Source organism: Lacrimispora sp. BS-2 (assembly GCF_040207125.1).
Classification (GTDB): Bacteria; Bacillota; Clostridia; order Lachnospirales; family Lachnospiraceae; genus Lacrimispora.
This window is the reverse complement of sequence record NZ_CP157940.1, coordinates 516,452-529,094: the sequence shown is the minus strand read 5'-3', so window position 1 is coordinate 529,094 and position 12,643 is coordinate 516,452. Positions and strand designations below refer to the sequence as shown.

At 45.8% G+C, this 12,643-nt stretch carries 15 protein-coding genes; 9 read left to right on the top strand and 6 right to left on the bottom strand.

Annotation, left to right across the window (positions count from 1 at the left end; genetic code table 11):
- Nucleotides 1–9 precede the first annotated feature (9 nt).
- From ABFV83_RS02535 to ABFV83_RS02495, 9 genes are read left to right on the top strand one after another with little or no spacing between them, the layout of a single operon-like run.
- Nucleotides 10–309: a hypothetical protein gene (locus ABFV83_RS02535; protein ID WP_349947381.1), complete on the top strand. Its 300-nt coding sequence runs from the start codon at nt 10–12 to the stop codon at nt 307–309.
- A 15-nt stretch (nt 310–324) separates the two neighbouring features.
- Complete coding sequence (locus tag ABFV83_RS02530) at nt 325–588, top strand: hypothetical protein (RefSeq protein WP_349947380.1); 264 nt, start codon at nt 325–327, stop codon at nt 586–588.
- 10 nt (nt 589–598) lie between these two features.
- A complete protein-coding gene (locus ABFV83_RS02525; protein WP_349947379.1) occupies nt 599–1,579 on the top strand; it encodes an NAD-dependent 4,6-dehydratase LegB in 981 nt (326 codons plus the stop codon).
- 27 nt (nt 1,580–1,606) lie between these two features.
- On the top strand, nt 1,607–2,755 hold the full coding sequence (locus ABFV83_RS02520; protein WP_349947378.1) for a LegC family aminotransferase: 1,149 nt from the start codon (nt 1,607–1,609) through the stop codon (nt 2,753–2,755).
- Nucleotides 2,756–2,776: 21 nt separating this feature from the next.
- Nucleotides 2,777–3,823, top strand: coding sequence for a nucleotidyltransferase family protein (locus ABFV83_RS02515; RefSeq protein WP_349947377.1), 1,047 nt, complete (start codon nt 2,777–2,779; stop codon nt 3,821–3,823).
- Nucleotides 3,820–4,467, top strand: a complete 648-nt coding sequence (locus ABFV83_RS02510; RefSeq protein WP_349947376.1) for an acetyltransferase — start codon at nt 3,820–3,822, stop codon at nt 4,465–4,467. The genes ABFV83_RS02515 and ABFV83_RS02510 overlap by 4 nt, the downstream gene beginning before the upstream one ends.
- A complete protein-coding gene (neuB, locus tag ABFV83_RS02505) occupies nt 4,460–5,455 on the top strand; it encodes an N-acetylneuraminate synthase (protein ID WP_349947375.1) in 996 nt (331 codons plus the stop codon). The genes ABFV83_RS02510 and neuB overlap by 8 nt, the downstream gene beginning before the upstream one ends.
- Nucleotides 5,452–6,615 (top strand): UDP-N-acetylglucosamine 2-epimerase, encoded by a 1,164-nt coding sequence (gene neuC, locus ABFV83_RS02500; protein WP_349947374.1) that lies wholly within the window; start codon nt 5,452–5,454, stop codon nt 6,613–6,615. The genes neuB and neuC overlap by 4 nt, the downstream gene beginning before the upstream one ends.
- Nucleotides 6,615–7,328 (top strand): acylneuraminate cytidylyltransferase family protein, encoded by a 714-nt coding sequence (locus ABFV83_RS02495; RefSeq protein WP_349947373.1) that lies wholly within the window; start codon nt 6,615–6,617, stop codon nt 7,326–7,328. Before neuC ends, ABFV83_RS02495 begins: the two co-directional genes overlap by 1 nt.
- Before the next feature lie 11 nt (nt 7,329–7,339).
- On the opposite strand, the gene ABFV83_RS02490 is transcribed toward ABFV83_RS02495, so the two are convergent.
- From ABFV83_RS02490 to ABFV83_RS02465, 6 genes are all read right to left on the bottom strand, one after another.
- Nucleotides 7,340–8,482 (bottom strand): M20/M25/M40 family metallo-hydrolase, encoded by a 1,143-nt coding sequence (locus tag ABFV83_RS02490; RefSeq protein ID WP_349947372.1) that lies wholly within the window; start codon nt 8,480–8,482, stop codon nt 7,340–7,342.
- Between the two features lie 32 nt (nt 8,483–8,514).
- A complete protein-coding gene (locus ABFV83_RS02485) occupies nt 8,515–9,534 on the bottom strand; it encodes a glutathione S-transferase C-terminal domain-containing protein (protein ID WP_349947371.1) in 1,020 nt (339 codons plus the stop codon).
- A gap of 100 nt (nt 9,535–9,634) precedes the next feature.
- Nucleotides 9,635–10,588, bottom strand: coding sequence for a glutathione S-transferase C-terminal domain-containing protein (locus ABFV83_RS02480; RefSeq protein WP_349947370.1), 954 nt, complete (start codon nt 10,586–10,588; stop codon nt 9,635–9,637).
- Nucleotides 10,589–10,619: 31 nt separating this feature from the next.
- Complete coding sequence (locus ABFV83_RS02475) at nt 10,620–11,108, bottom strand: GNAT family N-acetyltransferase (RefSeq protein ID WP_349947369.1); 489 nt, start codon at nt 11,106–11,108, stop codon at nt 10,620–10,622.
- Nucleotides 11,109–11,145: 37 nt separating this feature from the next.
- On the bottom strand, nt 11,146–11,910 hold the full coding sequence (locus tag ABFV83_RS02470) for an amino acid ABC transporter ATP-binding protein (protein WP_349947368.1): 765 nt from the start codon (nt 11,908–11,910) through the stop codon (nt 11,146–11,148).
- A gap of 2 nt (nt 11,911–11,912) precedes the next feature.
- Nucleotides 11,913–12,638: an amino acid ABC transporter permease gene (locus ABFV83_RS02465; RefSeq protein ID WP_349947367.1), complete on the bottom strand. Its 726-nt coding sequence runs from the start codon at nt 12,636–12,638 to the stop codon at nt 11,913–11,915.
- Nucleotides 12,639–12,643 lie beyond the last annotated feature (5 nt).

Below are 12,643 nucleotides of genomic sequence, written 5' to 3'. Positions count from 1 at the left end.
GGAAACCCATTGAGCGGCTATACAGAAATCATCCTGTCACCAAAACATTTTAAAAACCGTGACATTTTAAAGACAACCATTACCATTGAAAAATCTGATGAGGTTTTATTAACAGGAACTATTTATAATTCACGCAGGCAAGCTTTGGAGGGCGCAGTTGTCCGGGTCATAAAAATCACCGGAGAAAAACAGAAAGTGAACAAAGGCTATGTAATCACCAACCAGTCCGGGGAATTTGCCATAGCCGTGGAAAAAGACAAGTGTGCCTGTTATCAGCTGGATATTTACGAACCGCTGATAACCACTTAGGCGGGGTTGCGTATTATGGATCAGATTAATCATGAATATTATATGGAAGGTATATTAATAAAAGGAAGGGTCGGTTACAAAGATTCCTGCCCGGTCAAGGATGCGATTGTTATATTAGAAAAGCTTGTCCCTGTATATGACCAGGAATCACAGGAGCAAGAATTTGAAGGAACCTGCCTTGAACATACGACAACCAACGACCAGGGAGAATTCTGCTTTTCTATTACAGATAAAATGAGCAGTTATAAAATAAAAGTTTTCGATAACCATCACAGGTAAAGGAGGAAACATGAAAAAGGTTCTGGTTACAGGAGCGGATGGATTTATAGGAAGTCACTTAACGGAAACACTTGTTGAACAGGGCTATGAGGTAAGAGCGCTTACCTTTTATAACTCTTTCAATACCTGGGGCTGGCTGGATTCTCTTTCTGATGAAATAAAAAAGGAAATCGAGATACAGCCAGGGGACATCCGGGATCCAAATGGCGTGAGAAATGCCATGGCAGGAATAGAATCGGTCTTTCATCTGGCCGCATTGATCGCCATTCCCTTTAGCTACCATTCTCCTGATTCCTATGTGGATACCAATATAAAAGGAACGTTAAATGTCTTGCAGGCCGCAAGAAGCCTTGGTACGGATAAGGTACTCATCACCTCTACTTCCGAGGTTTACGGCAGCGCCAAATACGTTCCCATTGATGAGGCTCATCCCTTTCAGGGGCAATCACCCTATTCCGCTACAAAGATCGGAGCCGACCGGCTGGCGGAATCCTTTTACAGAAGCTTTTCCCTTCCGGTGACCATTGTCCGGCCATTTAATACCTATGGCCCCAGGCAGTCTGCAAGGGCTGTGATACCGGCCATCATCAGCCAGCTGCTGACCGGAGCCAGGGAGATACGCCTTGGCAGCCTGACTCCCACCAGGGATTTTAATTATGTAAAAGATACGGTAAACGGGTTTATTGAAATAGAAAAGTCAGAAAAAACCATAGGGGAAGAAATCAACATCGCAAGCCAAAAGGAAATCTCCATTGGAGAGCTTGCATCAGAGCTGATCCGGCAGATCAATCCCCATGCCGGTATTGTCTGTGAGCAGGAAAGACTGCGCCCTCAAAAAAGCGAGGTAAACAGGCTCCTTGGATCTAATAAAAAGCTAAAAGAGCTTACGGACTGGAACCAGGAATACACCCTTTCCCTTGGTCTTACAAAGACCATTGAATGGATGGAGAAAAACCTGGATAAGTATAAGGCCGGCATCTATAACCTATAGGTGCAGACCAGGAGCGGAGGAACGAAAATGATACCTTTATCTGTTCCCAACTTAAGAGGGAATGAAAAAAAATATATATTGGATGCTCTTGAAAGCGGCTGGATATCAACAGCCGGCAGCTATGTGGCAAGATTTGAGCAGGACATGGCCTCTTATTTAAACGCCTCCGGCGCAGCGGCTGTTCAAAGCGGAACCGCCGCAATCCATCTGGCTCTGCTCTTATCCGGTGTGAAACCGGGACAGGAGGTGATCGTACCCACCCTTACTTTTATTGCCTCAATCAATCCGGTGACCTACATAGGTGCTGTCCCTGTTTTTATGGATTGTGACGATTCTCTGAATATGGACTGCGATAAGCTTGAGGATTTTTTGAAAAAAGAATGTGTCATGACTCCTTCCGGGCTGGTAAACAAGATTACAAACCGGATCATCAAGGCCATTGTTGTGGTCCATGTCTTTGGCAATATGGCGGATATGGAACGGCTGAAAGCATTGTCCCAACAATATGGAATAAAACTGATCGAGGATGCTGCGGAAGCATTGGGAACCTGCTATAAACAGGGAAAATACCAGGGACAATTTGCCGGAACAATAGGCGATTTTGGTGCTTATTCTTTTAACGGCAATAAGATCATCACCACAGGAGGAGGGGGGATGGTGACGGCAAAGGATGACAGTGTTCTGGAAAAAGCAAGGTATCTTGCCGCCCAGGCAAAAGACGATCCCTTCTATTATACTCACAATGAAGTGGGCTATAACTACCGCATGACCAATCTGCAGGCAGCCCTGGGAGTTGCCCAGCTGGAATGTCTGGAGGACTTTATCCTGATCAAGGAAGAACATTATGATTACTATGAAAATGCCATAGCTTCCATGAAAAGCTTTGAGCTCCTTAAGTTTAACCATAAGGCAAGAAACAACCGGTGGTTCTATTCCCTGTTCTTAAAAAACAATGAATTGGACCGGGATACAGTCATAAAACAGCTAAAGGAAAAGAATATTGAAACAAGGCCTATCTGGCAGCTTTCCCATACCCAGAGGATGTATGAGAACAGCCAGGCTTATTTCATAGAAAAGGCTCCCATTTACCGAAACCGGGTCATCAATATTCCCTGCAGTACCAGTCTTTTAAAAAAGGAGATGGATCATATCATTCAAGCATTGAGCCGCATTTAGCAGTCTGAAAGAGGGATAGGCATGGAAGTTCGTAAATTTATTATTGCACCGGATGCTACTATTCGGGATGCAATCAGACAATTGGACCAGACAGCAAGAAAGATCCTTGTTGTTGAAGAAAATAATAAGCTGGCCGGTGTTCTCACAGATGGGGATATCAGGCGGTGGATCTTAAAGAATAAGGATATTTCCATGCCCGTACGCCTGATCATGAATCCTGCTCCTGTTGTTATAAAAAAAGAGAAAAGCCATCTGGCACTGGAGATCATGAAGGAAAAGCAAATCGAAGGGCTTCCCATGGTAAATGACAGCAATGAGGTAACTGATATCCTGTTTTGGAATGAGTTAAACGATCATGGACCAGGCTGCCATAACCGGACCCAGACACCGGTAGTCATCATGGCAGGCGGCAGAGGTTCCCGGTTGTATCCGTATACAAAAATCATTCCAAAGCCTCTGATTCCAATCGGCGACACCCCCATTGTAGAACGGATCATGAATCAGATGATGGAGTACGGGTTTTATGAATTTTATCTTACCATAAATTATAAAAAGGAGCTTATTAAGGCTTATTTTAATGATGACCATCCTTATCACCTGCATCTGATTGAGGAGAATAAACCCTTAGGGACAGCCGGCTCCTTAAACCTGGTGAAAAAGGATATAAAGGGCAGTTTTCTTGTAAGTAACTGCGATATTTTAGTGGATGTCAATTATACCAAGCTTCTCCTTTATCACCAAACCCATAAAAACAAGATCACAATTGTCACTGCCATGAAAAGCTATGAGATTCCCTATGGGGTGGTTGCCTTAGGGGAAAACGGATCCATCGATGCCTTAAACGAAAAACCCAGATATGAGCTGTTAGTGAGCACCGGGCTTTATGTATTGGAGGAGGAAATATTAAAATACATCCCTGAAGATCAATATTTTGATATGACAGACCTAATCCGCAGATGCTTAAAAAATGGCCAGCAGGTAGGTGCCTATCCGGTCATGGACAGCGCCTGGCTGGATATGGGAGAATTCAGTGAAATGAAAAAAATGGCTGAGAGAATGAAACTATGAAAGAGGAACTGATTCTGATCGGTGGAGGCGGTCATGCAGAAAGCATCATAGATACCATCAGGGGACAGAAAAAATATAAGATCACCGGCATTCTGGACCCCGGCAAAAAAACGGGCACAGAGGTTCTGGGCATAAAGATCATAGGAAGTGATGAGGATCTGGCCGACTGTTTTAACCGTGGAATCAGGAATGCGGTAATTGCCATAGGAAGCATGGGAAACCCCGGCCCAAGGCGGAGGCTGTACGAACAATGCAAGAAAACGGGCTTTGAACTTCCCAATATCATGGATATAAGCTCCATCCTTTCTGAGACCCTTAATATGGGGGAAGGAAACTTTATCGGAAAGGGAGCCATTATCAATTCCGGAGTTACCATAGGGAATGGAACCATCATCAATACGGGCGCCATCATTGAGCATGGCTGCAGAATTGAAGATTTTGTCCATATTGCTCCCGGATGCGTCCTATGCGGAAATGTCTGGATAAGTGCTAATTGCCATATTGGAGCCCATTCCACCATTATACAGGGCTTAACCATTGGGAATGACACCATGATCGGTGCAGGAAGTCTTGTCATAAAAAATATATCGTCAAATAAGCTGGCCTATGGAAGTCCGGCAAAGGAGGTAGCTTTCCATGAGTAACGTTATGATAATCGCTGAAGCAGGGGTAAACCATAACGGCGACTTAAACATTGCCAAACAACTGGTGGATGCCGCAAGCGTCACAGGTGCAGACGCCATTAAGTTCCAGACCTTCCGGGCAAAGCACCTTGCAGTACCGGATGCAAGAAAAGCCGACTACCAGATTGAAAATACCGGCCAGACCATGTCACAATACGAAATGTTAAAAAGCCTGGAATTGTCCTGGCAGGAGTTTGAAGAGCTGTTTCAGTACTGTTCCTTCCGGCGCATTCAGTTCCTGTCCTCTCCTTTTGATGAGGAAAGCCTTCTTTTTCTTGACCGCCTTGGAGTTGATCTCATTAAGATTCCTTCCGGAGAGATCACAAATTATGGATATCTGAAAAGAATCGCATCCTTAAAAAAGCCGGTGATTCTGTCCACGGGAATGTCCACGGAGGAAGAGGTAGGGGAAGCCCTGGAAATCCTGGAGGAAGGGGGAGAAGAAATCACACTGCTCCATTGCTCCAGCTCCTATCCTGCCCTGATGCAGGATGTGAATTTAAATGCCATGGACACCTTAAGACGTAAGTTTCACAAACAGGTGGGATATTCCGACCATACACCTGGAATTGAAGTTGCCATTGCTGCCGCAGCCCTTGGCGCCTGTGTCATTGAAAAGCATATGACCCTGGATAAAACCATGCCCGGACCGGATCATAGAGCCAGTCTGGAGCCGGATGAATTCCAGCAAATGGTGGACAGCATCAGAAACATTGAACTGGCCCTTGGGGACGGATTGAAAAAGCCCACGCAGGCTGAATTAAAAAACAGGGACTATGTGAGAAAATACCTGGTGGCTTCCAGGGAAATTAAAAAAGGGGAAGTCTTTACCCTTCAAAATCTATGTACCAAACGCTGCGGATATGGAATCTCTCCCATGAGGATACACAGCCTGTTGGGAAAGACCGCCCAAAGGAATTATCAGAAAGACGAAAGGATCGGCCAATGATCAAATTATGCGTAGTAACCGGAAACCGGGCGGAATACGGCTTATTAAAGCCGGTCCTGGACCGTGTCGGACAGGACCCGGATTTTAAATTGCAGGTCATTGCCACGGGAAGCCATCTGGATACCAGATACGGGCAGGGCAGTGAGGACTTTGAAAGCAGCGGCATAAGCATCGATGAAAAAATAGAGATGAACCTGGCCTCAGATACCTCCCTTGGAATATGCAAATCCATGGGCCTGGAATTGATCAGCTTATCCGAAGCTTATGAGCGGTTAAAACCGGATATGGTTCTGCTTCTTGGGGACCGGTATGAAATCTTTACCGCTGCAAGTGCCGCTCTTATCTGTAAGATTCCCATTGCCCACATTCATGGCGGGGAAATCACAAGGGGCGCATACGACGACTCCATGCGGCATGCCATCAGTAAGATGAGCTATCTTCATTTCACCAGCACAAGGGAATACCGGAAAAGGGTCATTCAGTTAGGGGAATACCCTGACAGGGTCCATTGGGTAGGAGCCCTTGGCGTTGAAAACATGAAGACCATAAAGCTATTAACCAGACAGGAATTGGAAAAAAAACTAAATATCTCACTGGCCCCTCCCATGGCTCTTGTCACCTTTCATCCTGCCACTTTGGATCATGACAGCGCCCCGGCACAGTTTCAGCCACTGGAAGAGGCCCTTTTGCATTTCCCTGATTTATTTATTGTTTTTACAAAGAGCAATTCTGATACAGGAGGAAACCAGATTAATGAAAGGATTGAAGCTTACGTAAGCAGAAATCCAAAAAAATCAGCGGTGTTCCCCTCCCTTGGCGTCCAGAACTATTTAAGCCTGATGAACTGCTGTCAGGCTGTGATCGGAAATTCTTCCAGCGGGATCATTGAAGCGCCTTTCCTTAAAGTGCCTTCCGTTAATATAGGAAGCAGACAGGATGGAAGGATTCAGCCTGCCTCTGTCATAAGCTGCAGTTCTTCCGTAAGCGGGATCGTATCTGCAATCCAGAAAGCCCTTACCTATGACCGGTACAAGGAATACGCCCAAAACCCTTACGAGGGCCGGGATACCAGTAAACAGATCGTCTCGATTATTAAGCAGGCGTTTGAAAAGGGAATTCAGCTGGAAAAGAATTTTTATGATGTGGAATGGAGGCTGTAATGTATAAAAATAAATCTTTTTTGGCAATCATACCTGCCAGAAGCGGCTCAAAGGGAATTATAGATAAAAATATCAGAGAAATTAATCACAAACCTCTTATGGCGTATACGGTAGAAGCCTGCAAACGCTCCGGAATATTTGATGATATCGTGGTATCCACGGACTCTGAGAAATATGCCGGGATCGCAGAACATTTTGGAGCCAGCGTGCCCTTTCTGCGCCCAAAGGAACTGGCTTCGGATCTGGCTTCCTCCAATGACGTCATACTGCATGTCTTAGATGAGCTGCGGCATCTTGGAAAAACCTTTGATTGCTTTATGCTTTTACAGCCCACCTCTCCTCTCAGAAACGAAAAACACATAATAGAAAGCGCTGATGTCCTGTTAGAAAATAATGCCGATTCTGTCGTCAGCCTCTGTAAATCAGATTCCAGCTCCTACTTAACCGTTGAGCTTACGGAGGAAGGAAGAGTGAAAGCCCTGTTTTCGGACAAAAAACAGGTCAGAAGACAGGATATGCCGCCGGAATACAGAATAAACGGGGCTATTTACCTGGCTCTGACCAGTTATTTTGTGAAGCACAATAGCTTTTATGAGGGCGAAACACTGCCCTATTTTATGAATGCCTTTGATTCCATTGACATTGATGATGATTTTCAGATGAAAATAGCGGAATTGCTTCTGCTTGATAAAAAATTATCAAATCCTTTCTAGCAAGAGTACCATCAATTTCCTTCTGTGATCAGTCCCAGGGCCAGGAGGGCACTTTTTTCAAGCTCATCTTCCGTTGTAAATTCATTTGGCGTATGGACCTCATTCATTCCGCAGGCCACTACGATTCCCCGGATTCCGCCTCGGACAAAGTGGTTGTTATCACTTCCGCCCAGGGTATACTGGGTGGAGCCTTTAAGGCCAAGGGACCGGCAGACGCGTTTGAACCGTTCCACCACTTCTTCGCCGTCACTTATTTCATAGGCTTCGATCTGCTTTTCAACAGATATCTCCAGGCTTCCGCCATATCCGGCCGCAGTCCCTTCAAAGGCAGCCTTTAGCCTGTTCCATTCTGCCAGGGCTTTATGATCCTTTAAGCTTCGGATCTCTCCTGCTGCTACGCATTCGTCGGAAACAATGTTAGTCTGCTTTCCTCCGCTTATTTTTCCAATGTTTACAGTCGTTTCATTGTCAACCCACCCCTGCTTTAACTGGGAAATGGCATGGGCGGTGATTTCAATGGCATTGATCCCAAGCTGAGGGCAAAAGCCTGCATGGGCATTCTTACCCTTCACCCTGATTTCAAAGGAAAGGATGGTAGGCGCTGCGGTCGCGGCCAGGCCGATCTTTCCGCTTAAATCAAATACATAGGCCTGCTTTGACTTTATTTTGGAATAGTCGATGAGCTGGCTTCCTTTTCCGTAGTTCTCTTCTGCAACCGGGAACAGGACCTCAATATCCCCATGGGCAAGGTTGTTTTCCTTAATCACCCGGACTGCTTCCAATATGGCGGCGATTCCGGAAAGGTCGTCGGCTCCAAGCACGGTATCCCCTTCCGAGGTGATCCTCCCCCGCTGATCCTGGACCGCACGTTTCCCTATGCCAGGCTTTACCGTATCCATATGAGCCGACAGCAAAATTGGAGCGGAACCGGTGGTTCCCTTTAAATAACCGTAAAGATTTCCTGTGGGAACGGCGGTTCCATATTCAGAAAGCTTTTCTTTCAGCCGGAGGCCGGCATCATCTTCCCACACCTCAAATCCAAGCTGTTTTAATTCGCCTGTCAAATAGTCTGCAATTTCCCGTTCATGATAGGTTTCGGAATCAAATTCCACCATTTTCTTAAATTGGCTTACCAGCCTGCTTTTATGAATCATTTTGCCACCTGCTCTTTTCCTATGGGTTCGATTTATTTATTATCATATCTTTTAAACTTTTCTTCCGGTGTCCTGCTTAATTCCTTCCGGTCCTGGGGAGCTGACCAGATGCCTTCGTAATCGATCTGGTCCACGAAACGGGAATTAAAATCCTGGAAAAAGGACTTGTTTTCCGACTGAGGCGCCGCTATATCCCGGAAATAGGTATTGTTTCTGAATGCGGGTATCTCATATAAGTCCCTGCAATATCCCCAGATGTTCTCGTAATCAACGATTCTGTGCTTAATGGGGCCTAAGTTCCGGTAATAATGGGTATCAAACCTTGCCAGGGTTACAAAAAGCCTTACATCGCTGTCGGTGACGTAATCTCCAAATAAGAAACGGTTTTTGGAAAGGCGTTCTTCGATGAGATCCAGTGCATGATAAAAGTCTTCAAATGCCTCTTCATAGGCTGTAATGGACTGGGCAAACATCATCCGGTAGGTACCGTTATTTACATTGGGGAAAAGCCAGTTGTTGTACTCATCGATCTCTTTTCTCAGCTCCTCAGGGTACAGATCAGGGGCATCCGGACTTTGAAAGGGACGGAACGCTGTTTCAAAATAATTGGTCAGCCTGTGGTAATCATTATTGACCACCTTTTTTGTGGTAATGTCCACAAGAGCCGGCACGGTGCAGCGCCCTTCATAGCCTGGATCAGCGTTATAGTAAAACTCACTTAAATACCGGGTGCCAAGGACCGGGTCTTTTCTGTCCTCATTATACACGAATTCCCAGCCGTATGCACTGTTTTCTTTGCTGTGGCCAACCAGATTTATGCTGATCGCTTCCTGAAGCCCCAATAACTCCCGTACAATGGAAGCCCGGTTGGACCAATGGCAGCCTTTAGCCCAAAACAGCCGGTACCGGCCGCTTTCTGCTTTTCGATCATTCTCCCCATCTCCAAATGGGGTTGTAAAGCGGTTGGGCTGACGGATAAATGCGCCTCTTTCATCGATTTCCTTTTCTATTTCCTTTGGGCGTACCTTTTGCCCGCTTTTTGAATCTGCCATTAGAATCTCCTCCCATTCCATCAATATTTTTCCGTATAGATGATCTTAACGATTCCCTGATCCAGTTCTCAGCCTCTTCTATCAGCAGCCGCTCCCCATATTAAAATTTGATCCGGTCTCTTCCATGGGGTATTTTCCATATGGAAAAGTCCGGGCCCTTGGGAACGATGCCATAGGGGTTACTGGAAACCGCACACAAATGATAGTGCTTTTTGATGGCCTGGAAATCCGTGGTATCTCCAAATCCAGACTGTGAATATAAGTCCCTTACATATCCCCAGAGATTAGGGAAATCGGAAATAAGGTTTCTATTGAGAAGAAAACCATTGTAATAGGCCACATCAAAACGTACCAGTGTCACATACAGGCGGATATCGGATTCCGTGATCTTATCTCCAAACAGATAACGGCTTTGGCCCAGCCGCTCTTCCAGCCAGTCAAGGCGGTGAAAAACCAGATGGTACGCCTCCTCGTAGGCCTCCTGGCTTCTGGCAAACCCTGCCTTGTAAACCCCGTTGTTGATTTCATGAAACAGGATTTGATTTAATTCATCGATTTCAGCTCTCAGCTCTTCCGGATATAAATCCGGTGCTCCCGGCTTGTGGTATTTCTTCCACTCCACTTCCCAGTACCTGGTCAGGTTAAAATAATCGTTATTCACCACTTTGCCTGTGGTCAAGTCAACAACAGCGGGTACCGTAAACCTGCCCTTATAATCCGGATCTGCCTTTAAGTAGGCTTCGCTTAAATATTTGATCTTCAGTACCGGATCTTCCTCATTTTCATCAAGGGTAAAAGCCCAATCAGTCCGTTCCACATCAGGTCTTACAGGATCAAGGGTACCCAGGCTGATCGCATCCTCTAATCCAAGCAGGCTCCTTACAATAACAGAGCGATGGGCCCAGGGACAGGCCGGAGACCAGACCAGGCGGTACCTGCCTGCCTCTACAGGCAGATTCCCTTCCTCCGCCCCAAAGGGTGCGGTGAACCGGTTTTTCTGCCGTTTAAATTTCCCATTGGATTCAATCTCATGGGTAATAAATTTCTTTGACATGTTATTTCCTCTCTTCTTTCTCATAGCCTGCCTAACCCTTCATATCCTCTCTGCCATATTCATCAACAAAGCGGTATTTTTCAGGAAGCAGGAATCCTTCCTTATCCATCCAGTTAAGAGATTCTTTTGATCCGCAAAACCGGCACATGGCCGTTTTATTCCTTCGAAACCCCATTTTTTCGTATAGGGCAACCGTCCTGGGATGAGTGTACAGGATCACATTCTGGCCCCTGACCTGATCAAGGAGCAGTTCAATCAGTTTTCTGCCGATTCCATATCCCTGATATTCCTCATCAAGAGCGATATTGTAGATGGCGGCCTGGCAAACACCATCAGATAAGGCCCTTCCAACACCAATAATCCTCTCTTTGTCGTAAACAAACACTACTGCATAGCTGTTTGTAAAGATGGTCTCCTGATCCCTTGCCGACCGGTCTGACAATCCGGAACGACGGAGCACATCGGCAACCTCCTGCCAGTTAATCCCTTCTTTTACTGTCTTGTATGTTATGTCATTCATGAGTTACCTCGATTCCTTCTGCCATATCCTTCCCCCGTTAAATCGTATAATCAGCACTTTCCAGCATATGAATCTTTACTAAAAACTCCTTTAACCGTTGGTTTTTCGGATTATCAAAGATCTCTTTCGGTGTCCCGTCCGCTACGATTTTTCCGTTTTCCAGGAAGATGATCCGATTGGCCACGTTCCTTACAAAGTTCATTTCATGAGTAACAAGGAGTATGGTATTGCCCTCCTGGGCTGCCTTTTTTATGGTCACCAGCACTTCGCTTACCAGCTCCGGATCCAGAGCCGAGGTTGGTTCATCCATAAGAAGCAGCTTGGGGTCCATGGCCAGCGCCCTTGCGATAGCCACCCTTTGCTGCTGCCCGCCGGATAAATGCCTGGGATAGTGGAAAAAACGGTCCCCCATTCCCACCTTCTGCAAATGCTTTTCCGCAATGCTTCTGGCCTGGCTTTTCTTTAATTTTTTTACCACAAGCAGCCCTTCCATCACATTTTCCAGGGCGGTCCGGTTCTTGAAAAGATTAAACTGCTGAAATACCATTTCCGTATTTTTCCGCAATTCCAGCTTTTCCCTGGCTGATTTTGTGGTTAGGTCGATTACCTGACCGTTTATTTTAATGGTTCCCTTTTCCGGCTTTTCAAGCAGATTAATGGATCGGAGTAAAGTGGATTTACCGGTTCCTGAGGGGCCGATGATGGCGACCACATCGCCTTCGTGAATGACCAGATCAATGTTATCCAGCACCACGTTATCGCCGAATTTCTTACTTAATCCCTGAATTTCAATAACACTCACACTTATACCTCCTTTTCTGCCGAAACCGTCTCAGGTACGCTCATCTTTTTCTCGATGTATACAAACAACCGTTCAATAAAGATTGTCAATACCCAGTAAATGATGGCCAAAGAACAGTAAGCTTCAAAATACCGATAGCTGTTTCCGGCAAGGATCTTGCCCTGAGCCGTTATTTCAACCACTGAGCAGGTAAATGCAAGAGAGGTTCCCTTTACCAGGCTTATGAGAGAGTTCCCCAGAGAGGGAAGGGCCACTGTCACCGCCTGGGGGAACAATACCCTTCGGAATATCTGGACCCCGGTCATTCCAAGGGCCTTTGCCGCCTCAACCTGCCCTTTTTCCACAGACTGTATGGCAGCCCGTATGGTTTCCGAATCAAAGGCAGATTGATTAAGCCCCAGAGCCATGATGGCAAAAATAATTGGTGGTATTCCATTTACGTTATAAGAAGTTCCATTGTAATAGTTATAATATTTTAAAGCGATAGGAATCCCAAAGTACGTAAGATATAGCTGGACGATAATGGGGGTTCCCCGTACGACCGAAACAAATAAGGTACATAATTGCCGAAGGACCGGGATATTGTGAATTTTTACTACAGCGATCAAAAGCCCTGCTACCCAACCGATGATAAGGGCAATTGCCGTCAGCTGCAGCGTTACAGGCAAGTATTTCAGCAATGCGGGGATTTCCGTAAACACCAGTTGCCAGTCAAATATTTTGCTCATCTTGT

Coding starts and splice junctions, on each gene's coding strand:
- ABFV83_RS02530 (WP_349947380.1), top strand. CDS start 325: ATGGATCAGATTAATCATGAATATTATATGGAAGGTATATTAATAAAA.
- ABFV83_RS02525 (WP_349947379.1), top strand. CDS start 599: ATGAAAAAGGTTCTGGTTACAGGAGCGGATGGATTTATAGGAAGTCAC.
- ABFV83_RS02520 (WP_349947378.1), top strand. CDS start 1,607: ATGATACCTTTATCTGTTCCCAACTTAAGAGGGAATGAAAAAAAATAT.
- ABFV83_RS02515 (WP_349947377.1), top strand. CDS start 2,777: ATGGAAGTTCGTAAATTTATTATTGCACCGGATGCTACTATTCGGGAT.
- ABFV83_RS02510 (WP_349947376.1), top strand. CDS start 3,820: ATGAAAGAGGAACTGATTCTGATCGGTGGAGGCGGTCATGCAGAAAGC.
- neuB (WP_349947375.1), top strand. CDS start 4,460: ATGAGTAACGTTATGATAATCGCTGAAGCAGGGGTAAACCATAACGGC.
- neuC (WP_349947374.1), top strand. CDS start 5,452: ATGATCAAATTATGCGTAGTAACCGGAAACCGGGCGGAATACGGCTTA.
- ABFV83_RS02495 (WP_349947373.1), top strand. CDS start 6,615: ATGTATAAAAATAAATCTTTTTTGGCAATCATACCTGCCAGAAGCGGC.
- ABFV83_RS02490 (WP_349947372.1), bottom strand. CDS start 8,482: ATGATTCATAAAAGCAGGCTGGTAAGCCAATTTAAGAAAATGGTGGAA.
- ABFV83_RS02485 (WP_349947371.1), bottom strand. CDS start 9,534: ATGGCAGATTCAAAAAGCGGGCAAAAGGTACGCCCAAAGGAAATAGAA.
- ABFV83_RS02480 (WP_349947370.1), bottom strand. CDS start 10,588: ATGTCAAAGAAATTTATTACCCATGAGATTGAATCCAATGGGAAATTT.
- ABFV83_RS02475 (WP_349947369.1), bottom strand. CDS start 11,108: ATGAATGACATAACATACAAGACAGTAAAAGAAGGGATTAACTGGCAG.
- ABFV83_RS02465 (WP_349947367.1), bottom strand. CDS start 12,638: ATGAGCAAAATATTTGACTGGCAACTGGTGTTTACGGAAATCCCCGCA.